This window comes from Phocaeicola coprocola (genome assembly GCF_041333015.1).
Classification (GTDB): domain Bacteria; phylum Bacteroidota; class Bacteroidia; order Bacteroidales; family Bacteroidaceae; genus Phocaeicola; species Phocaeicola coprocola.
Genome location: NZ_JBGKGM010000004.1, coordinates 1,268,532 through 1,288,617, shown reverse-complemented (window position 1 = coordinate 1,288,617; position 20,086 = coordinate 1,268,532). Strand labels below are relative to the sequence as shown.

The window sequence follows — 20,086 nt, the reverse complement described above, 5'->3', positions numbered from 1 at the left end:
TGGGCAAGTTTTTTATTTTTTTGTACGTTTTTACTTGTCGATTCTGAACCAGTCAACATCTACCCAGCCGCCGTCGTTGGTCTTGATGGCCGGACGTGTGCAGAATGTACCTACTTTGGCACCTATCCATTTGCCTTCTTTCACCTGGAATTCTTTTCCGAACTTGTGGAATTTCTTTCCGTTGGTGCTGTAGCTCAACTGACATTTTACCACCAGGTCGTGTCCGCCTTCGCTCTTGCCGATCTTTTCACCCGTAGTAGTGATTTCGGCACGCAGGTAAATTTCATTACCTTTCAGCGGAAGGGTTTCGTTTACGGTTTCCTGACCGCCACGATCGGCTTTCTTGCATTCTACCTGAGAGAGAACCAGTCCGTTTTCGGTATTTTCGAGCACGATACCTGCATAGTTCATACCCATAACTACCAGTCCTGTACGTTCGCCTTTGTACTTGGCGATAGGAGAGAACTTCATCTTCATGGTAGCGCTGAAGCTTGGAGCTGGGATTTTTTGCAGCAGCATGTTGGGCACATCCCACAGGCTCTTGTAGTTTTCGGGAACCGGATAAGAATAGAGGCGCAATACTCCATGTTCCTGATCGGCAAAGTACCATTTGTCGTTGATATTGGCATTCCATTGCCATTGCAGGCCCAGTTCGTTTGTATTGAACTCATCGCTTTCTTGCGGGGTACAGATAGGATATGTCTTTCCTACGTTCGGTTTTTTGTAAGTCAGTACAGGTTCGCCACAACCGTCGCCATCCTTGTCTTCACCGATTACAGGCCAGTCGTTTACCCATTTTACCGGCTGCAGGTGAACCAGACGTCCGGCTGCACCCACATCCTGAAAGTGCAGGAACCAGTCTTCTCCGCTTGGGGTATCTACCCAGCCTCCCTGATGAGGTCCGTTGACAGGGCTGTTGCCTTGTGCCAGCACGTTTTTCCATTCATACGGTCCGTATACGTTTTTCGAACGCAGTACGACCTGCCAGCCTGTAGGAACACCACCAGCCGGATGGAAGATATAATAATATCCGTTGCGCTTGTAGAACTTCGGTCCTTCGCAAGTTTCATGTGCCTCATGACCGTCGAAAACGATACGTGACGGACTGATGGTACGGGTAGCATCAGCACTCAGTTCGCATACGGCGATCACACTCTTCAGTCCGGCACGGCTTCCGGCATATGCGTGTGCCAGATATACCCGTCCGTCTTCGTCCCATAGCGGAGTAGTATCAATGATACCTTTGGCAGCCTTTACCAGTACCGGTTCGCACCACGGACCTTTTACATCTTTAGCCTTTGTCATGAAGATACCCTGATCAGGATCTCCCCAGAATATATAGAATTCACCGTTGTGATGACGGATACACGGAGCCCATACACGGTTGCCATGCTGAGGCGTCACATCTGTATGAGGTGGAAGTGAAGCCGGAACGGCTGCGCTCACGATACTCCAGTTTACCAGATCTTTGGAGTGGAGAATCTGCAAAGCCGGCAGACATCCGAAGCTGGATGAGGTCATGTAGAAGTCATCGCCTACACGGCAAACATCGGGATCGGAGTAATCGGCATATAGTACCGGATTCTTGTATGTTCCGTCACCCTGGTCGGCAACCCATACCTTCGATACATAGTTTTGTGCCTGTACCGAGGGTACGAGGCAGCTTCCCAGTAAGATTGAGAATACGATTGATTTCATGGATTATGGTTATTTAGTTAATAAATTATTTTGTTCGCATTTGTGTGTTATTCACATCGTCTGACTTTTATAAAATACGTCCGGAGTGCCTGAAACATCCATTCGCTTTGTCTTTTTTAACTTCTGTGTTCCGATGTGGTGTTTATGTTGTGACTATTTCTTGACGACTGTAATTTTGACCGGCTGTTCCAACGCCTTTTTCCATTCCTGTACGTAGGCAAACCATTTTTCCTTGTCGGGATAACCGAAGGTTTCCTTGCACGAGGTGAATGATGTATAGTAGCGGAACGAACTTTTTCCGGGAGCGCTGATGGTATAAAGAAAGTTTTCCTTGTCGGATGTTTCTTTTACCACATACTTCTTGGGAATATAAGTAGCCAGTCCTACGGTTTCTTTTTTATATTTCACTGTATCGTTTACCGGCCAGTCTGTACCCCAGCTTGCAACCAGTCCGTTATGGTCGGAAAACATGTCGGCGTGTCCTGTAATGTTCTGCACACCGGTACAGAATACTTCCTTATCCAGCGGAGCATCGAACAGCACATCTACCTGTGCATCGCGGTGTCCGGCATACAGTGTATAGCGGTTTATCATGTTCAGTTCCTTGTTCTGATACTGCCAGCCCTTTACCTCTGCATCGACAATGGTACGTACCGGTCCTGAAGCCAGGATACGCTGTCCGCGTACGGCAACCGGTTTGATAAGTGTAGACTGTGTACCGTCCCATCCTCTCAGGGTTCCGGCTCCGCAGCTGCTGTTTACCTTGATGACATCATCGCCGAAGCCGCGCTTCAACTGTTCGCCGGTAGGGTAGAACTGACTTTCTTCCAGCTCCAGACCTTTGTGGAATTTTCCGTACAGGTCGGTAGTCTGTTTCTCATTGAAATAAATGCGGTATGCTACCAGCTCACTTTCGAAAGCCGCTCCGTGGTGATGCTGTACGTTGTAAGTGTCCGAAGCACCGTCGGCATAGATGGCATATCCTTTGGCATATTTGTTTTTCTTGGAAGTGCGGAACAACATTTCGGCATACACACGTGCCGGATATGTTTTGTCGCTTTTAAGACTGGATAGTGTGACGTTGAGTGTCTTCTTGCCCGAAGCCGGCAGGTTGATGACAAAAGCCAGTTCGTCGGCACGGGTGTCACCGTTCATATCGTCGAGCTGTGAGGGAATTTCGTTTGTCCCGTCGAAAACAGTAGCCGACTTGACAGTAAATCCTGCTCCAAGGGAACTGAGATCAATAACGACAGGCTCGTCCACCTTTTCAGCGTTCCACGGATTTTCAACGATGACTTCTATTTTCTTTTCCTGACCTTGTGCCGATGCACTCAGTTCTCCTGCCAGCAGTGCCAGACAGATTGCAGAGAATGTTTTCATAATATATTCAGCATTTTATCGGTATCCGATAAGTTCCGGATATCAAAGAACTTGTCGGAGTAGTATATGATTTTATAGTCGGAAGTTCCGAAAAGGAAGAAAGGATCTGTAAACATGAGAACCAAGCTTGCGTGACTTGAACCGGATGTTTACTGACCCTTCGTCGTTCTTATTTCTGATAACGGAAGGATTCGGGTTAGAATTTATACGATTCTGCCTGGTTTCCTACCTTTTTATATTGTTTGTCGCCTACAGTAACGTTTGTTACATTCTGCATTTTCAGGTTGTTTCCACCTTTAGTAGTAATGACTTTCACGTTTTTCAGTGTAGCTCCATCTGCACGGTTCAGTATTACGCCGTCTTTAGCATCCGACATGGTTACGTTTTCGATGTGGATATTTTTGATAGGCATTTCCGGCAAACCGTTGAACAAGATAGCACGTCCTACGTTCTTTGCGGTAACGTTCTTGATGAAAATGTCGCGGAAAGCAGGAGTTTCTTCTGTTACGGCAGGAATCTTTTGTTCTGTCGGGTTGTTGTAACCGTCGCCTTCACCCGGAGCCTTTCCGCCATAGAACAAGTCGAAAATCAATCCTTCGTTCGGGATGTTGATCATGTTGATGTTGTTGATATGGATGTTTTCTACTACACCACCACGTCCGCGGGTACTCTTGAAACGCAAGCCGACATCAGTTCCCAGGAATGTACAGTTGTCTACGTAGATGTTCTTTACACCACCTGACATTTCGCTACCTACAACGAAACCTCCATGTCCGTGCAGAACTACGTTGTTGCGGATGATGACATTCTGGCAAGGTTCACCACGACGGCGTCCGTCTTCGTCCTTACCCGACTTGATACAGATACCATCGTCGCCGGCATCGAAGCTGCTGTTCTGAATCAGTGCACGGTTGCAAGACTCCAGGTCGAGTGCATCACCATTCTGTGAGTACCAGGGGTTAGATACGCTGATATTGTTGATGGTAATGTCTTCGCAAGAAAGCGGATGCAGACACCAGCTTGGAGAGTTCTTGAAGGTTACGCCTTCCAGCAACACCTTTTTACACTTGATAAAGCTCAGCAGAACCGGACGCAGCCAGTCGCGTATGCTGTTCCATTCTTCATCGGTATTGATTCCTTCGGGCACATTGAAGTTCTTGCATGCCATAGCTCCTTTGATAGAGCCTTCGCTCGGATACCAGATACGTCCTGATTCATCGAGTACACCACCCGAATCCACCAGCTTTTTCCATTGGTTGGCAGTCATTTTGCCTTTCTTTACCGGACGCCATGTATCACCGTTTCCGTCCATCACACCTTTTCCGGTGATGGCAAGGTTTTCAGCGTTGAGAGCTGATATCGGTGACTGGCAGCGGCGTGTTTCCAGTCCTTCGAATGAAGTTTTGACGATAGGATACTGAGTGTGGTCGGCTGTAAACAGAACCAGTGCGTTTTCTTCCAGATATAAATTGATGTTGCTTTGCAGTACGATAGGACCGGTAAGCCACAGTCCCGCAGGTACGATAACCTTACCGCCACCCTTTTCGGCTACGGCCTTGATAGCTTTGTCGAAAGCTTCTGTATTGAGCGTAATACCGTCGGCTACAGCACCGAATTCAGTAATAGAACGCGAATAATCGGGAAATACCGGCAGCTGAACCTTATTCATCTGAAATGGCAGTTCACTGTAGATGTTATCGGCTTCTGTTGCATTTTTTGCCGTTACACTGTTTGTGTAGCCCAGTGCAAAAGCTGCGATGCATACTGATAAAGCCCATTGTCTTAAGTTGCTAAATGTAATCATGAGCGCTAATATTTATGTTTATCTTGTTGTTCTTTTACTCTATTTAAATAAAGGTGAGGTTTTCTTGAATGTACTTATTATCCTTAGCGCCTGGCAACGTTCTTTCACAGAAGGTTGACAGGCAGGATAATAAAGACTTTTTTTTAACCTAATTTCTAACCTTAATAAATATTATGAAAAACCTCTTGTTGATGTTTACAAAATTAGCAGGTTCGCATGAAAACGATGTGAACATTTTGATTCAATAGGTGAAAAAAATGTGCAATCTTGTGTTTTTATATATGAAAAATTGACAAAAGATGCATTCTTTGGTATGCAGGGGGGAATATTGTTCATTTTTCATAGATTCATGCCTGAAAATGTCAGGATTAACAGAATTGTTTGTATCTTTGCCCCAAATTTATAATAAAAAAAGTATGAGTTATAATTTACTGAAAGGAAAAAGAGGTATTGTTTTTGGTGCTCTGAATGAACAGTCTATTGCATGGAAAGTTGCAGAAAAAGCTGTTGAAGAAGGAGCAGTGATCACTTTGTCCAATACTCCTGTTGCTGTCCGTATGGGAGAAGTTTCTGCATTGGCAGAAAAGCTGAATTGCGAAGTGATTCCGGCAGACGCTACAAGCGTAGAAGATTTGGAAAACGTTTTCAAGCGTTCAATGGAGGTATTGGGAGGTAAAATCGACTTTGTACTGCACTCTATAGGTATGTCACCTAACGTACGTAAGAAACGTACTTACGATGACCTTGACTATGATATGTTGAACAAAACGCTGGATATTTCAGCCGTTTCATTCCATAAGATGATTCAGTCGGCTAAAAAACTGAATGCTATCAACGAATACGGTTCTATCGTTGCACTGAGCTATGTAGCTGCACAGCGTACATTCTACGGTTACAATGATATGGCAGATGCGAAAGCTTTGCTTGAATCTATCGCACGTAGCTTCGGTTACATTTACGGACGCGAACATCACGTACGTATCAATACCATTTCACAGTCGCCTACCATGACTACTGCCGGATCGGGAGTAAAAGGTATGGATAAACTGTTCGACTTCGCCAACCGCATGTCGCCTCTGGGCAATGCTTCGGCTGACGAATGTGCTGACTACTGTATCGTAATGTTCTCTGACCTTACTCGTAAAGTCACTATGCAGAACCTGTTCCACGATGGAGGTTTCTCTAGCATAGGTATGAGTCTTCGTGCTATGGCTACTTACGAAAAGGGTCTGGATGAATACAAAGACGAAAACGGAAATATTATCTACGGATAATATCTGACGGATAAACTGTTTACATGAGAAAATTTATATTCATATTACTAAGCATCGTCGTACTTGTTTCCTGCCATACAGGAGAGCAAGACGGCGATGTTTTGCTTAATAAGAATATAAAGGTTTTCCGTTACGACCGTCTGCAATTTGAGGCCACGGCAATGAACAGCTTCTCGGCATTGCAGAAAATGAGCCTCGACTGTCCGCGTGCTACCAAGATTCTGATAGAAGATGTGCTCATGCTGGGTACAGTAGACGAGCCGGCTATCAACGAACGCTTGTGTGAGTATTACTCGGACACAATTTTGCTCCGGCTGATGCAGGATGCGACCGAGAAGTTCAAAGATATGACTTCCCTTGAAAAGGGATTTACCGAAGGTTTTCACCGTTTGCGGGAAGAGATACCTTCATTTCCCATACCGGCAGTCTACTCGCAAATCTCAGCACTCAACCAGTCGGTAGTGGTGGGCGACAGCTTGCTGGGCTTCAGTATTGACAAGTACATGGGCGAAGACTATCCGCTTTATCGCCGGTATTATTACGACTATCAGCGCCGCTCGATGAATCCGGACCGGATACTTCCCGACTGTTTTACCTTCTATCTGCTTAGCTTATATCCGTTTGAATGGCGTCCGGGACACCGTTCGCTATACGATGTCATCATGCACCAGGGAAAAATACACTGGGTAGTGCGTAAGGTACTTAAGATGAAATCGAACGGAGCAATGCTGGGATATAGCAGCGAGGAAGAAGACTGGTGCAAGGAACATGAGAAGGAGATGTGGAAATGGATGAAAGAAAGGGGACATCTCGCGAGTACAGACCCGATGCTGATTCGTGCATATACACATTCCGATCCGAGCATGGTACTCAACGGTGAGAAGATTCCGCCGGTAATAGGCTTATGGCTGGGAATGCAGCTTGTAGAAAAATACATGAAGCAACACTCTGACGTGAGTATTGCCACACTGCTGGAACGTACTGATTTCGGCAATCTGACTTTAGACTGAGCTACAAAAATATAGATTATAGACAATCATGGATACAGCATTATACTTGCTGCCGGTGACTCTTGGTGATACTCCGGTAGAAAAAGTCCTTCCTTCGTACAATAGAGAAATCATTCTGCAGATTCGTCATTTTATCGTAGAGGATGTGCGCTCGGCACGCCGATTCCTGAAAAAAGTGGATCGGGATATCAATATCGACGAACTGACGTTTTATCCGTTGAACAAACATACGTCACCCGAAGCTATCTCGGGTTATCTGAAACCGTTGCAGGAAGGAAACTCCATGGGAGTAATCTCGGAAGCAGGTTGTCCGGCCGTTGCCGATCCGGGAGCAGATGTTGTAGCTATCGCACAGCGCAAGAATCTGAAGGTGGTTCCTTTGGTGGGACCGTCGTCTATTATCCTGTCGGTCATGGGCTCGGGCTTCAACGGACAAAGTTTCGCTTTCCACGGTTATCTGCCTATCGAACCGGGAGAACGTCAGAAAAGATTGAAGGAACTGGAACAGCGGGTATACAGTGAGCATCAGACACAGCTTTTCATCGAAACACCTTACCGTAACAACAAGATGCTGGAGGATATCTTGAAAGCCTGCCGTCCGCAAACCAAACTTTGTGTGGCTGCCAATATTACCTGTGAGGGGGAATATATCAAAACCAAGACTGTTCAGGAATGGAAAGGTCATTTGCCCGACCTTTCAAAGATACCGTGCATATTTTTGATTTATAAATAAAAATACTATTCGGAAGCACCGAATGCCTTCCACATTTCTGCTGCCATCTGAAGTGTATCCAGTTCTGAAAGCAGGGAAGGACTGTATCTGCGTGCAGCGGTTTCGCTTATTTCGTCGAAAGAAAAGAATCTGCCTCCGGTTATTTTCTGCAGGTCTGTTTCGTTCTGGAGAGGGAGAATGTACAACGATACGCGTTGCTGGTTGTCGGCATCGCATGATGTAGTTGTATATTTCAATATAAGCCGTGGGGTAGTATCTTTCGAAGCACATATCTTTTTGGCAATGCGTGCGGTGTATTCGCTGCTCTTTTCGATTGGTCCCTCAAAAGGACTTTCTACAGCAATATCCCACATGGGAGCGTTTTCGTATTTTTCATCAGGACATCCGGTACGTTGTTTCAGGTAGATTTTTCCGTCGTGTACTACTGCAATGCGCACCAGACTATAACGGAAGTTTTCCTGAAGTGCGAGATGGATTCCTACTACATTGATGACCAGGCACAGCACATAGATAATAACCGGTATGCCGTACATCAGGAAGAAAGAACCCTCTTCCAAAAACAGATGTTCGATATGGTCTACAAAAAGCAGGATAGTAAGATGCAGTGATGAAAGTATTACAATGGTTTTTGCTTCCAGAACAAAAGAGAAACAGTTTCTCAGATGCAGCCGTTCTTGCAGTTCCTTGTAGATTTCGGGAGCTGTGATATGGATGAATGCCACAATGAGCAGCAACAGCTCCAGTATGGGAGTAATGCTTCCGTATGGAATAAATTTGTAGCCTGTAAACAGGCGAAGTACGAAGCAGGAACCTATGCCTATACTACCTAGCAGAAGGAAAAAATTCAGATCCTTCAGGCGTACAATGCCGTATAACAGCAGACCGAGGCAGACTATAAAACCTATTCCCAGCACTATTGTATTTTGGAAAAAATGCAAACATATCAGTGTTGCTATGATAGGCAACAGTCCGAGCGATACTATCTTGTTTCTGTATTTTAATATAAGTTTCATCATCTGCCGTGGTCTTTTTTATAGGTGTAACAAGGTTCTTTTCCGAATTGTTCACTTATAGCGGATGTGTTTTTCGGCATGATAGGAAGAACGTACCAGCGGACCGCTTTCTACTGTGGCAAATCCTTTCTTTTCTCCGGTTTCCTTGTAGCGGGCAAATTGTTCGGGTGTGACATACTCATGAACGGGATAATGTTTCCGGCTCGGCTGGAGATATTGTCCAATGGTGAGAATGCGGCAGCCGTTTGCCAGCAGGTCGTCCATGGTCTGTTCTACTTCTTCAGGAGTTTCTCCCAGTCCTACCATGATGCCCGACTTGGCCGTTATTCCACTCTCGGCTATCTGGCGGATAACCTCCAGACTTCGGTCGTAGGTTGCCACGCTTCTTACCAGCGGGCTGATGCGGCGTACGGTTTCCATGTTGTGTGAAATAATATCGGGACGGGCGTCGGTTACCATGCGGATCAGTTCTTCCCTGCCTTGAAAGTCGGGGATGAGTGTTTCCAGTGTTGTATTCGGATTGACTTCTTTTATCGCTTTGATTGTGGCAGCCCAGTGAGCTGCTCCCAGATCAGGCAGATCGTCGCGGTCTACCGAGGTGACAACGGCATGATCCAGTTTCATCAGACGGACCGATTCGGCTACCCGTTCAGGCTCCTGAGTGTCGAGCGGAAGCGGTTTCCCGCTGAGGGTGTTACAGAATTTGCATGAGCGGGTACAGATAGCACCACCTATCATGAAAGTAGCCGTTCCTTTTCCCCAGCATTCGCCCAGATTCGGACAACGGCCGCTGCTGCATATCGTATGCAGTTTATGCGTATCGACAATGCGTTTTGTATCGGTATAGCGTGCATTGGTTCCGATAGTTATTTTCAGCCATTCAGGCTTTTTTACGTGTTCCATAGTATATTGGTCTAAGAATGAGAAATGAGGAATTAAAAACCGCCGCCTTGTATCGGCAGTAGAATTTTTAATTCCTCATGACTCTCAATGTATGATTATGATGTTTATTTCAGCTTTTCGATAAAGAAGTTGGCTACACGGTTCATCAGATGATTGCGTGTGTTGCCGCCGAAGATGCTGTGATTGCGGTTGGTATATACCTGCATGTCGAACTGTATGCCTGCCTGTACCAGTGCTTCACTGTATTCGGCGCAGTTCTGGTAGTGCACGTTGTCATCGGCTGTTCCGTGTATCAGAAGCAGGTCGCCATGCAGTTTCGGAGCACGGAGGATAGCCGAACCGGCATTGTAACCGTCGCCGTTTTCCTTCGGTGTACGCATGAAGCGTTCAGTATATACTGTATCGTAGAAGCGCCAGTCGCTTGGAGCTGCAATCGCCACACCAGCCTTGAATACAGGTGTACCTTCACTCATCGACATCAGTGTATTGTAACCTCCGAAGCTCCATCCCCAGATACCGATGCGGTTTCCGTCGATGTAAGGCAGTGAGGACAGATGTTTGGCAGCTTCTACCTGGTCGTGCGATTCTTTTACTCCCAGGAAGCAGTATGTACATTTTTCAAAGTCCACACCGCGTCCGCCTGTACCACGTCCGTCGACACATACCATGACAAAACCTTTGTCGCACATGTAAGCTTCGAACATGCCTCCATCACTGAAGCTTCCGATGCCCCATCTGTCGAGTACCTGCTGCGAACCCGGTCCGCTGTACTGGTGCATGATGACCGGATATTTCTTGCTTGGATCGAAGTTGGCAGGTTTCATCATCCAGCCGTTCAGCTCTACACCTTCGGTTGTACGGAAACTGAAAAACTCTTTTTTCGGCATGTTCAGTGTAGCAACTTCCGATTTCAGTTTCGAGTTGTCCAATAGTGTAGTCAGCTCCTTACCCTTGTTATTGTTTATCGTTATCAGTGTAGGAGTGTCGATATTAGAGAAATTATTGATATAATACGACAGGTTGGTACTGAATATTGCCGAGTTGGTTCCCGTGCGGGTAGAAAGTTTGATAGTCTTTCCTTTGGCATCGGTCTTGTATACAGCCGTACGCAACGGACTTTCCTCGTTGCTGGTATAGTAGAACGTATTGGTTGGCTTATCCCATCCCAGAAAATCCTTCACTTCGAACTTACCTTTGGTAACTTGTTTGATCAGGTTTCCTCCGATAGTATACAAGTACAAGTGATTGTATCCGTCGCGTTCACTCATCATTACGATATTTTCCGGATAGAAAACAATGTCAGAATAAGCCTGTTCCTTGATGTACTGTTCGGCTTCGTCGCGTATAGTAAGCTTGCACAGTGCGCTTCTCGGATTGGCCATATAGATGTCGAACCGGTTCTGGTGGCGGTTCAGTGTCATGATGGCAAGTTTTTCAGGATCGGAAGTAAACTTGATACGTGGAATGTATCCGTCTTCGTCGAGCGGCAAATCCATTTTACGTGTAACGTGGCTCTTGATATCGTATGCGTGCACACTGACTTTCGAATTCATTTCGCCGGCTTTCGGGTATTTGTATTCGTAAGCTCCCGGATAAGTGGCATACTGGCTCTTTTCGGGGGCCATACCTTTGTACCACGGGAAGCTGAACATGGGAACCTGACTCTCGTCGAAACGGATATAGGCAATCATTTTGCTGTCGGCACTGAAGTCGAAAGCGCGGTTGAAAGAGAACTCTTCTTCATATACCCAGTCGGGGATACCGTTCAGTACCTTGTTGTATTCACCGTCCTTTGTAACCTGCGATTCGCTGTTGCCGAAAAGCAGCTTCACAAGGAAAATATTGTTGTTGCGTACGAAAGCAACCTGGAAGCCGTCGGGTGAAAACAGTGGAACTTGCTGAGGACCGTTTTTAGAAAGCGATTCCATCTTGTTGTTTTTCACGTTGTATATGTAATACTCGGCAGTGAACGAATGACGGTAGATGGGTTTCGTGTCTGTCTGAATCAGAATCAGCTTTTCGTCGGGCGACATGATATAATCGTCGAACGACTTCACGGGGCAATCTCTTGCCGTAGTAACATCGAATATCGCTTCTACTTCCTTGCCTGTTTTGAACGAGTATTTCACGATACGTTTTTTGTCAGAACTCATCTGCGTGTAATGTTCTCCGTCCAGCATTGGTTTGATGCCGTAGATGCTTTGTGCACGGTAGGTTCCTTGTGCCACATCTTGCAGGCTGACCTTACGCTGTGCCTGTGCTCCGATAACGAAAGCCAGCAGGCAGAATAATGCAATCAGTTTTTTCATTGTGTAGATATGCTTGTTTTTATTATTATTCATACTTACCTGAAGCAAAGGTATAAAAAAATGCAATCCCCCTTTCGTGCGTTACATCGAAAAATGCCGATTGCAGATATTTTCTCGTTTACTTCACACTTTTTAATAGCTTTGCCGAGGTTTTCGGTAAGGTTTAGGCAGGTAGTATATCATACGTCAGGAAAATACAGCAAGTTTTTATATGAAGTTTTAAAAAAACGTCGGGTAGTTTTCCATACATTATCTTGATATTTTGCCGGACTTGTCCGGAAGAAAGCTTTCGTGATGCAATGGGAAAATTTGTTTTTCAGGATTTTTTTTAGTTATAAACTTTCTTATATCTTTGCCGTATCTAAAACGATATGAATTTGTATGGGGAAAAGTTTATTTCTAACGGTGATATATGCTGTGTGCAGCCTGTGTTACATGGCAGCGCAAGGACTTGTCAATGTGAAGCACTATTCGGTGAAGGACGGTATGTCGCAGAATACGGTGCAGGGAGTCTTGCAGGACAATGAGGGTTACATCTGGATGGCTACCTGGAACGGACTGGAAAAGTTTGATGGCTATTCCTTTAAAAACTATAAGACATATCCTACAGACAAGGTCAAGCTTCAGTATAACCGTCTGGTGAATCTGCAACTCGGAGGTAATCAGATGCTGGTGTGCCAGAGTTACGACAGAAGGGTGTATCTGTTCGATATACGCCGGGAGTGTTTTGAGGATGTATTTGTCTATCATCCGGAGGTAAAGTTGTGTACGGCTGCCTCGAAAATTATCACCCTTCCAAACGGAATGGTGTGGATTGTAGGTACGAATGGTGATTTGTGGCGTATCGATTGTTTCAGGTATAAAGACAAGGGAGGGCTGGTATACTTGCCTACCCATTCGGATGCGGAACGCAAACGATATGTGTTCACAGTCTCACTCGATATGCAGGGCAATGAGTGGGTGCTGACAGACAAAGGATATTTTGTATATGGCAATAACGCACTGAAAGGAAATGATGCTTATCGATATACCGCTAGTGTCGGCAAGCGATTTTTCGTGGCAGATAGTAGAAACAAGCTGATGGAATACCTTCCGGAAAAGGGACTGTCTGACGTACGTCTATCTCGTCCGGCAGAAAATATCCGGCAGATTTTTCCTCTTTCCGACGGATTGCTGGGTATATTGATGAAGAGAAGCTTTGCGGTTTATAATCCGGCAGACGGAAAGTCGGTTTCATTGTTACTCGACGAAACTCAGGAGGATTTTCAGCCGGTTTATATTTTTCAGGATTCGAAAAAGAATATATGGGTGCAAAACAAGTTCAAGCATATAGTCAGGTTGGATCCGAAGTGCCGGCAAGCTGAGTTTCTGGACTATCCCCGCCGACAGGCAAGTGAAGATGAAGCCTGTTTTATCCATGAAGATGAGTATGGTCATATATGGGCGTATTCTAATAATGGCTTTTTCTCGTATTACAATCCTAAAAAGCATGTGTTTCAACAGAGCTATATGTTGAACGATGCTACCAAAACGATGTACGAAGGTATCAACCGGGTTTATTACATAGACAATCATAAAAATGTATGGATGGCTCAGGAAGGTGGAATTGACCGTATTGCTTTTCTGAATACAAATTTTGAGTATCTCAACACGTCCAGTGCATTGGTCAGGGGCTTGTACATCGATTCGCGCGGAAGAATCTGGGTGGCATCGAAGGACGGAATGGTGAAGGTGTACGATAAAGATTTCGGATATTGCGGAAACCTGAGTCCTGACGGCAGAATCGTAAAAGACGGTTCGGTGGTGTTTGGAGCTAACATTTATTCTTTCTTTGAAGATAGCCGTGGAAATTTCTGGATAGGAAGCCGCGGTAACGGGTTGTTTGTAGGCAAACCTCGTGGAGAAGGGTATGTCTTTAAACACTATCAGATTGAGGAAAACAATCCGGACGGGATAAACTGTAATTCGGTTTATTCTATAGCACAAGACCGTTTCGGGCATATCTGGGTAGGAACATATGAGGGTGGCTTGAATCTTGCCGTAGGTGAGCCGGAGAATCTGCACTTTATAAATGTTACCAACAAGCTGAAAAAAAATTATCCCTCCGGAAAATGTATGCGTGTGCGCAGCGTCTGTCCGTTGTCGAATGATGTGATACTTGTGGGTACGACCGACGGATTGATTTCATTCTCCTCGCAGTTTGACAATCCTGAGGATATTCATTTTTACTTGAATTACTGTGAACCGAACCGTGAGAACAGTTTGAGTGATAACGATGTGATGCATATACTGGAAACTTCCGACGGAGAAGTATACATTACTACCTTCTGTGGAGGAATCAGTCAGGTGGAACTGGGAGGACTGTTGTCCGACAAGATTGACTTTTTCCATTACAATAAGAAAAACGGTCTGCCTTCGGACATAGCCTTTGCCATGGTAGAGGATAACAAACGCAGACTGTGGATTATGTTCGAGAATATTATCTGTAAGTTCTCTCCGGAAAAGCCTGATTTCGAAGTGTATGACCACTTTAATGTCAACTCCAATTTAATTCTTTCCGAAGTACCTCCGGTGGTAGACCGTTCGGGTAACATGTATGTAGGCTGCAATGAAGGAGCGTTACGCATCGATCTGGAACAGTTGAAAAAGACTGCTTATGCACCAAACATAGCCTTTACAAGTTTCAACATTCAGAAACGAGGAGGAATCTCAGTCAGAAACTCACTGGTAAACGATACGCTGACACTGGAACCCGATGAACGTAACATTACGGTTTCGTTTGCTGCACTCGATTTTACCAAGCCTGCTTATCTGGAATATGCTTATCGGATAAAGAATTTGAGTGATGAATGGACGTATATCGGAAAGAACCGTTCGGTAAGCCTTGTAAATCTGTCGGCAGGAGATTTTGATCTGGAAGTGAAATCGAACAACAGCGACGGAGTATGGTCGGATAATATCAAGGTATTGCATATTCATGTGAAACCTACTTTCTGGGAAACAGGTTGGGCATGGGTCTTGTACATTATCTTGTTTCTGCTGGCTTTGGCCCTGGTTTCGGGTATTGTAGTGTATATATGGGGGTTGCGTAAAAAAATCGGTTTCGAGAAACAGCTTACAAATATGAAACTCCGTTTCTTTACTGATATATCGCACGAACTCCGTACTCCGCTTACGCTTATCGAAGGTCCGATTGAAGAAGTACTTGAACAGGAAAAGCTTTCACCCGAAGGACAGGAGAACATGCAGGTGGCCAAGCGTAATACAGAACGTATGCTTCAGCTCATCAATCAGCTGCTCGACTTCCGTAAGATCCAGAACAATAAGATGAAGCTTTATATAGAGCTGGTCGACATCGCATCTTTGGCCCACAAGGCATACTCCGATTTCGTAGGCATGGCACATCAGTCGGAGATAGATTTCCGTTTTGTCGCACCTCAGGAAGAAATCAAGATTTATACAGATGTAGATAAGGTAGAGAAGGTGGTGTTCAATCTGCTTTCGAATGCTTTCAAATATACTCCCAAGGGAAAATCTATTTCGCTTATCGTCGAGATGCAGGCGGATAATGTACTGATCCGGGTAAAAGATGAGGGAAAAGGCATCGATATCGGAAAGCTGAGCAAGCTGTTCGACCGTTTTGAAACACTTGGAAGCGAACGCTCGGCGGTTTCTACAGGAATAGGACTTTCGCTGGTACACAATCTGGTAGAGATGATGCACGGCAAGATTGAAGTTGATACGGCGTTGGGACAAGGAAGTACTTTTACTGTTTCATTGCCTTTGAGGGCTGAGGCTTATCGCAATGACCAGAATGTAGAGTTTATATTGGATGACGGCAGCCGGGATGTTTCTTCCGAAGTTCAGATGCCCGAAGAACTGGAAGATCAGAAGGATATAACGATATTGGTTGTAGAAGATAATGATGAGCTGCGTCACTTCATTGTTCATATCCTTCAGAAAGAATATCGTGTACTGGAGGCTCCGAACGGACGAATCGGACTGGAAAAAGTTCTGGCAGAAATGCCCGATGTAGTGGTTAGTGATGTCATGATGCCTGAAATGGATGGTATTGAACTGCTGAATGCTGTCAAGACAAATCATAATGTCTGCCATATTCCTGTTATTATCTTGTCGGCAAAGGCTTCGCTGGACGATCGTATAAAGGGACTGGAGTATGGTGCCGACGGATATATTACGAAGCCGTTCAGTTCTGCTTATTTACGTGCACGTCTGAAATCGGTATTGTTGCAGCGCACTCACCTGAAAGACTTCCTGCTGGCAGGGCGTAGTCTGGACGAGGTGACCGTAACGGCAACTGAAGAAAAGCAGGAACACCGGCTGGAGGATCTGTCGCCTTCACTTCCGCAAATCACTCATTTTGATGAAGAGTTTATCAAGAATATCATACAGAGTGTAGAAGATAACCTGAATAATCCGGACTTTAAGATAGAGGATCTTGCCGACTCGATGGGAATGGGACGTTCGATGTTCTATCGGAAGATAAAATCGATTCTGAGTGTTTCACCGATTGACTTTGTGAAAGATATGCGTGTGAAACGTTCGGTGCAGCTACTGGAGTCGGGAGAATATACGGTATCGGAAGTTGCCTATATGTGTGGATTTTCTTCTCCCCAGTATTTCAGTCGTGTATTCAAGGCTGCAATGGGATGTACGCCTACGGAATATAAGGAAAATCATTCCACGAAATAATTACATTTCGTGGAATGGTTCTCCGTTTACAGTTACATTTTCGAAACGGATATTTTCAGCTCCTGTTACTTTGTTGATTTCCGGCTTTTCTACTCCTTCGAATGAGCAGTCTTTCAGGTAGATGTTGCGTATCTGAGATTTATCGTCAAATCCGTCAAGATGAAGCACATACTGGCTTTTCTTGCTGGTAATATTTTCCAGGTGGATATTCTCGAAGAGAGGCAGATACGGACCTTCGTCTACATGCCAGTATTTTTGCTCTATACCCAGAATAGATTGTTTACATTCGCCTACGGTGATATTCCGTACAAAGACGTTTTCTACGTTTCCACCACGCATAGGGTTGGACTTGATACGGATAATACGGTCCAGTTCGGGGCTGTCCATCTGGCAGTTCTCTACCCATACATTATGGCATCCTCCGGTTATTTCGCTTCCTATGGCTACTCCTGCATGTCCGTCCTTCATGCGACATTCACGTACGATGATGTTTTTGCAGGGAATGTTCCAGTAACGTCCGTCTTCATCGCGTCCCGATTTTATGGCTATGCAGTCGTCGCCCGTGTCAAAGTCGCAGTCTTCTATCAGCACGTTTTCGCACGATTCCGGATCGCATCCGTCATTGTTCGGACCGTGGCTTTGCATTTTCACACCTTTTATGGTTACGTTTTCCGACAGCAGTGGATGGATAAGCCAGAACGGAGAACGGTTGATGGTGAATCCTTCCAGCAGAATGTTCTTGCATTTATATAAATTGATGAACTGCGGGCGGATACCGTTCGCTTTTTCAAAGATGCGTTCTTTTACGGGGATAGAATCTTCTTTCATCTGGTATAGCAAGGTCTTTTCGTTGACCGTTTCTCCGTTTTCTGACTTAATGCCACGGATGCGCTGTTCTGCAAACCAGTTGTCTGTACTAGCCTGTCCGTCTAGCTTCCCCTTTCCGGTAATGGCAATATTGTTTTCTCCGTATGCATAAATCAGCGGAGATATGTTATGGCAGTCGATGCCTTCTATACGTGTAAGTACGGTTTCGAACAGATTGTAGTCGGTTGTAAATTTCAGAATGGTACTGTTCGACAGGTGAAGGTTGACGTTCGATTTCAGGCGGATAGGAGCCGTGAGAAACTCGCCGTCGGGAACGAGTACGGTTCCTCCTCCTTGTGAAGAGCAGGCTTCGATGGCCCGATTAATCGCATCGGTATATAGTGAATCTTTTCCGTTGTAATAATCGGTTATCACATACGTCTTGTCGGGAAAAGTTGGAGGAGAAATCTGGTTGTACACCTTTTCCATCTCCTTCCATGAACACGGTTCTGATGTCTGGCAGGATATACATGCAGCGGCTGTCAGCAGTAAACCGCTTAAAATTGAAGTTTTCAGGATATGCATAAGATACAATTTTGAGTGTTGTTCACAAAAATAGCCCGTATACCAGAAAGCCTTGTATAGTATTTATGCAATTCGTTGTACAATTTCTCTGCGAGGTATATTTATGTACGATTGACTAATGTTTGTACATCATAAATCAATTTGTGCAACTCCGTATAGTTGCCTTTCCCTAAATTTGCTTCCGAAACAAGTTCTAAATTACTTAACATTTAATATTATGAACAGAAATTTTAAAAGAATCCTCTTCAGTGCATGTCTGCTTGCTGCTTTGGGAGGAACAGCATGTTCGGATGATACACCAGAACAGCCTGCTGGTGGAGGTACAGAGAGTGGAGAAACCGAGGAACCAGGAGGTGAAGATAATCCTGATGGACCTTTGCAGATGGATCCGGTAGAGTTTGCTGCATTTCCGGGTGCAGAAGGGTATGGAAAGAATACCGTAGGCGGACGAGGAGGAAAGGTTTATCACGTGACCAGTCTGGACGACGATGCCAACAATCCGGCAGAGGGAACATTACGCTGGGTATTGAAACAGAAAGGTGCAAAGACAGTCGTGTTTGATGTTGCAGGAACCATTCATCTGAAAGCCGACTTAAAAACCAATAACGATAATCTGACTATTGCCGGACAGACTTCTCCGGGAGGTATTTGTCTTGCCGATTATGCTTTTGTCATCAATTCGAATGAAGTAATCATCCGTTTCCTTCGTTTCCGTCCCGGAGATGACAGTGGAAAAGAACCCGACGGACTGGGAGGTATGGATAAAAAGAATATTATCATAGACCATTGTTCAGTGAGCTGGAGTGTGGATGAATGTCTCTCGGTGTACGGTATGGAGAACTCTACCGTGCAGTGGTGCATCGCGGCTCAGGCACTTCGTGTATCGGTTCATGGCAAGGGTACACATTGCTACGGAGGAAACTGGGGTGGAAACAAAGCTTCCTATCACCATAACTTGATAGCACATTGCGAAAGCCGTGTTCCTCGTCTGGGCCCGCGCGCCAGCACACAGCTTAATGAGTATGTCGATATCCGGAATAATGTATTCTATAACTGGGCAGGAGAGGGCTGTTACGGAGCCGAAAATCAGAATATAAATATTGTAGACAATTATTATAAACCGGGACCGGCTACTAATTCGGGTAAGGAAACAGACCGTATCCGTTACCGTATAGCCAAGATTGGTGTTCGTACTCTCGATTATGTGACTGAAGACGATGGTTCTTACAACGACTGGTATCCTTCCTTGCATAAATGGGGAACTTTCTATGTAACGGGAAACGTGGTGGAAGGACACGATGATGTTACGGCAGACAACTGGACAAAAGGTATCTACGCACAGCAGGAAAACGGCAGTAAGGTAGATAATCTGTGGACTGAAGAAACCATGAAGGCTATCCGTAAGGAGTCGCCGGTAGTCGATCCGGTAATGACAACCGAACATTCGGCGCAGGAAGCTTATCAGGCGGTATTGAACTACGCTGGAGCCTGCAATTATCGGGATGCAATCGACGAGCTTGTCCTTTCGGATGTCAAAGAAGGAAAAGCTACGTGTACGGCTTCAGGAAATAAGCCTGGATACATCAACGAACCTGAAGATGTATTGCAGGCATTGTCCGAACTGGGTGACAATCCTTATCCGGAACTTGCGAAAGATACCTCGCGTGATGTGACCGATACAGACGGCGACGGTATGCCTGATGCTTTTGAAACGGCATACGGGCTCGATGCCAATAATCCGGATGACGGTAATGCGAATACACTCGATCCGGCTGGAAAATATACAAATCTTGAAATGTATCTGCATAGTCTGGTGCAGGATATTATAAAGAAACAACAGCAGTAATTTCTGGAAAT

Annotated in this window: 12 protein-coding genes; 5 read left to right on the top strand and 7 right to left on the bottom strand. The window is 45.3% G+C overall.

What is annotated here, in order from left to right; genetic code table 11:
* Positions 1-30 precede the first annotated feature (30 nt).
* The 3 genes from ACDG22_RS16150 to ACDG22_RS16140 form a co-directional block, all read right to left on the bottom strand.
* On the bottom strand, positions 31-1,698 hold the full coding sequence (locus tag ACDG22_RS16150; protein WP_270230269.1) for a glycoside hydrolase family 43 protein: 1,668 nt from the start codon (positions 1,696-1,698) through the stop codon (positions 31-33).
* Positions 1,699-1,851: 153 nt separating this feature from the next.
* Positions 1,852-3,078, bottom strand: a complete 1,227-nt coding sequence (locus ACDG22_RS16145) for a DUF4861 domain-containing protein (RefSeq protein ID WP_007568018.1) — start codon at positions 3,076-3,078, stop codon at positions 1,852-1,854.
* A 196-nt stretch (positions 3,079-3,274) separates the two neighbouring features.
* On the bottom strand, positions 3,275-4,882 hold the full coding sequence (locus tag ACDG22_RS16140; protein WP_007568022.1) for a glycoside hydrolase family 28 protein: 1,608 nt from the start codon (positions 4,880-4,882) through the stop codon (positions 3,275-3,277).
* A 416-nt stretch (positions 4,883-5,298) separates the two neighbouring features.
* Between ACDG22_RS16140 and ACDG22_RS16135 the strand changes: the two genes are divergently transcribed.
* From ACDG22_RS16135 to ACDG22_RS16125, 3 genes are read left to right on the top strand one after another with little or no spacing between them, the layout of a single operon-like run.
* Positions 5,299-6,156, top strand: coding sequence for an enoyl-ACP reductase FabI (locus ACDG22_RS16135; protein ID WP_022125548.1), 858 nt, complete (start codon positions 5,299-5,301; stop codon positions 6,154-6,156).
* A 23-nt stretch (positions 6,157-6,179) separates the two neighbouring features.
* Positions 6,180-7,166 (top strand): gliding motility protein GldB-related protein, encoded by a 987-nt coding sequence (locus tag ACDG22_RS16130; RefSeq protein ID WP_270212136.1) that lies wholly within the window; start codon positions 6,180-6,182, stop codon positions 7,164-7,166.
* A gap of 28 nt (positions 7,167-7,194) precedes the next feature.
* A complete protein-coding gene (locus ACDG22_RS16125) occupies positions 7,195-7,899 on the top strand; it encodes an SAM-dependent methyltransferase (RefSeq protein ID WP_007571555.1) in 705 nt (234 codons plus the stop codon).
* Positions 7,900-7,904: 5 nt separating this feature from the next.
* Here ACDG22_RS16125 and ACDG22_RS16120 read toward each other — a convergent pair whose 3' ends face one another.
* From ACDG22_RS16120 to ACDG22_RS16110, 3 genes are all read right to left on the bottom strand, one after another.
* Complete coding sequence (locus ACDG22_RS16120; RefSeq protein WP_270230272.1) at positions 7,905-8,915, bottom strand: hypothetical protein; 1,011 nt, start codon at positions 8,913-8,915, stop codon at positions 7,905-7,907.
* A gap of 48 nt (positions 8,916-8,963) precedes the next feature.
* Entirely contained in the window at positions 8,964-9,815 is an 852-nt protein-coding gene (gene lipA / locus ACDG22_RS16115; RefSeq protein WP_204462046.1) for a lipoyl synthase, read from the bottom strand.
* A gap of 104 nt (positions 9,816-9,919) precedes the next feature.
* The gene (locus ACDG22_RS16110) at positions 9,920-12,124 is read right to left on the bottom strand and encodes a S9 family peptidase (protein ID WP_370858970.1); all 2,205 of its coding nucleotides are present in this window, start codon (positions 12,122-12,124) and stop codon (positions 9,920-9,922) included.
* Positions 12,125-12,559: 435 nt separating this feature from the next.
* On the opposite strand from ACDG22_RS16110, the gene ACDG22_RS16105 reads away from it, so the two are divergent.
* Positions 12,560-16,837 carry a hybrid sensor histidine kinase/response regulator transcription factor gene (locus tag ACDG22_RS16105; protein WP_302309131.1) on the top strand — a complete coding sequence of 1,426 codons (4,278 nt, stop codon included), beginning with the start codon at positions 12,560-12,562 and terminating at the stop codon, positions 16,835-16,837.
* On the opposite strand, the gene ACDG22_RS16100 is transcribed toward ACDG22_RS16105, so the two are convergent.
* On the bottom strand, positions 16,838-18,229 hold the full coding sequence (locus tag ACDG22_RS16100; protein WP_022125541.1) for a glycoside hydrolase family 28 protein: 1,392 nt from the start codon (positions 18,227-18,229) through the stop codon (positions 16,838-16,840).
* A gap of 217 nt (positions 18,230-18,446) precedes the next feature.
* Here ACDG22_RS16100 and ACDG22_RS16095 point away from each other — a divergent pair, with 217 nt between their 5' ends.
* A complete protein-coding gene (locus tag ACDG22_RS16095) occupies positions 18,447-20,075 on the top strand; it encodes a polysaccharide lyase domain-containing protein (RefSeq protein WP_022125539.1) in 1,629 nt (542 codons plus the stop codon).
* Positions 20,076-20,086: the final 11 nt, after the last annotated feature.

Bases quoted from the DNA above. Each gene is read 5' to 3' on its own strand.
- ACDG22_RS16150 (WP_270230269.1), bottom strand. From the start codon at position 1,698: ATGAAATCAATCGTATTCTCAATCTTACTGGGAAGCTGCCTCGTACCC.
- ACDG22_RS16145 (WP_007568018.1), bottom strand. From the start codon at position 3,078: ATGAAAACATTCTCTGCAATCTGTCTGGCACTGCTGGCAGGAGAACTG.
- ACDG22_RS16140 (WP_007568022.1), bottom strand. From the start codon at position 4,882: ATGATTACATTTAGCAACTTAAGACAATGGGCTTTATCAGTATGCATC.
- ACDG22_RS16135 (WP_022125548.1), top strand. From the start codon at position 5,299: ATGAGTTATAATTTACTGAAAGGAAAAAGAGGTATTGTTTTTGGTGCT.
- ACDG22_RS16130 (WP_270212136.1), top strand. From the start codon at position 6,180: ATGAGAAAATTTATATTCATATTACTAAGCATCGTCGTACTTGTTTCC.
- ACDG22_RS16125 (WP_007571555.1), top strand. From the start codon at position 7,195: ATGGATACAGCATTATACTTGCTGCCGGTGACTCTTGGTGATACTCCG.
- ACDG22_RS16120 (WP_270230272.1), bottom strand. From the start codon at position 8,915: ATGATGAAACTTATATTAAAATACAGAAACAAGATAGTATCGCTCGGA.
- lipA (WP_204462046.1), bottom strand. From the start codon at position 9,815: ATGGAACACGTAAAAAAGCCTGAATGGCTGAAAATAACTATCGGAACC.
- ACDG22_RS16110 (WP_370858970.1), bottom strand. From the start codon at position 12,124: ATGAAAAAACTGATTGCATTATTCTGCCTGCTGGCTTTCGTTATCGGA.
- ACDG22_RS16105 (WP_302309131.1), top strand. From the start codon at position 12,560: ATGGCAGCGCAAGGACTTGTCAATGTGAAGCACTATTCGGTGAAGGAC.
- ACDG22_RS16100 (WP_022125541.1), bottom strand. From the start codon at position 18,229: ATGCATATCCTGAAAACTTCAATTTTAAGCGGTTTACTGCTGACAGCC.
- ACDG22_RS16095 (WP_022125539.1), top strand. From the start codon at position 18,447: ATGAACAGAAATTTTAAAAGAATCCTCTTCAGTGCATGTCTGCTTGCT.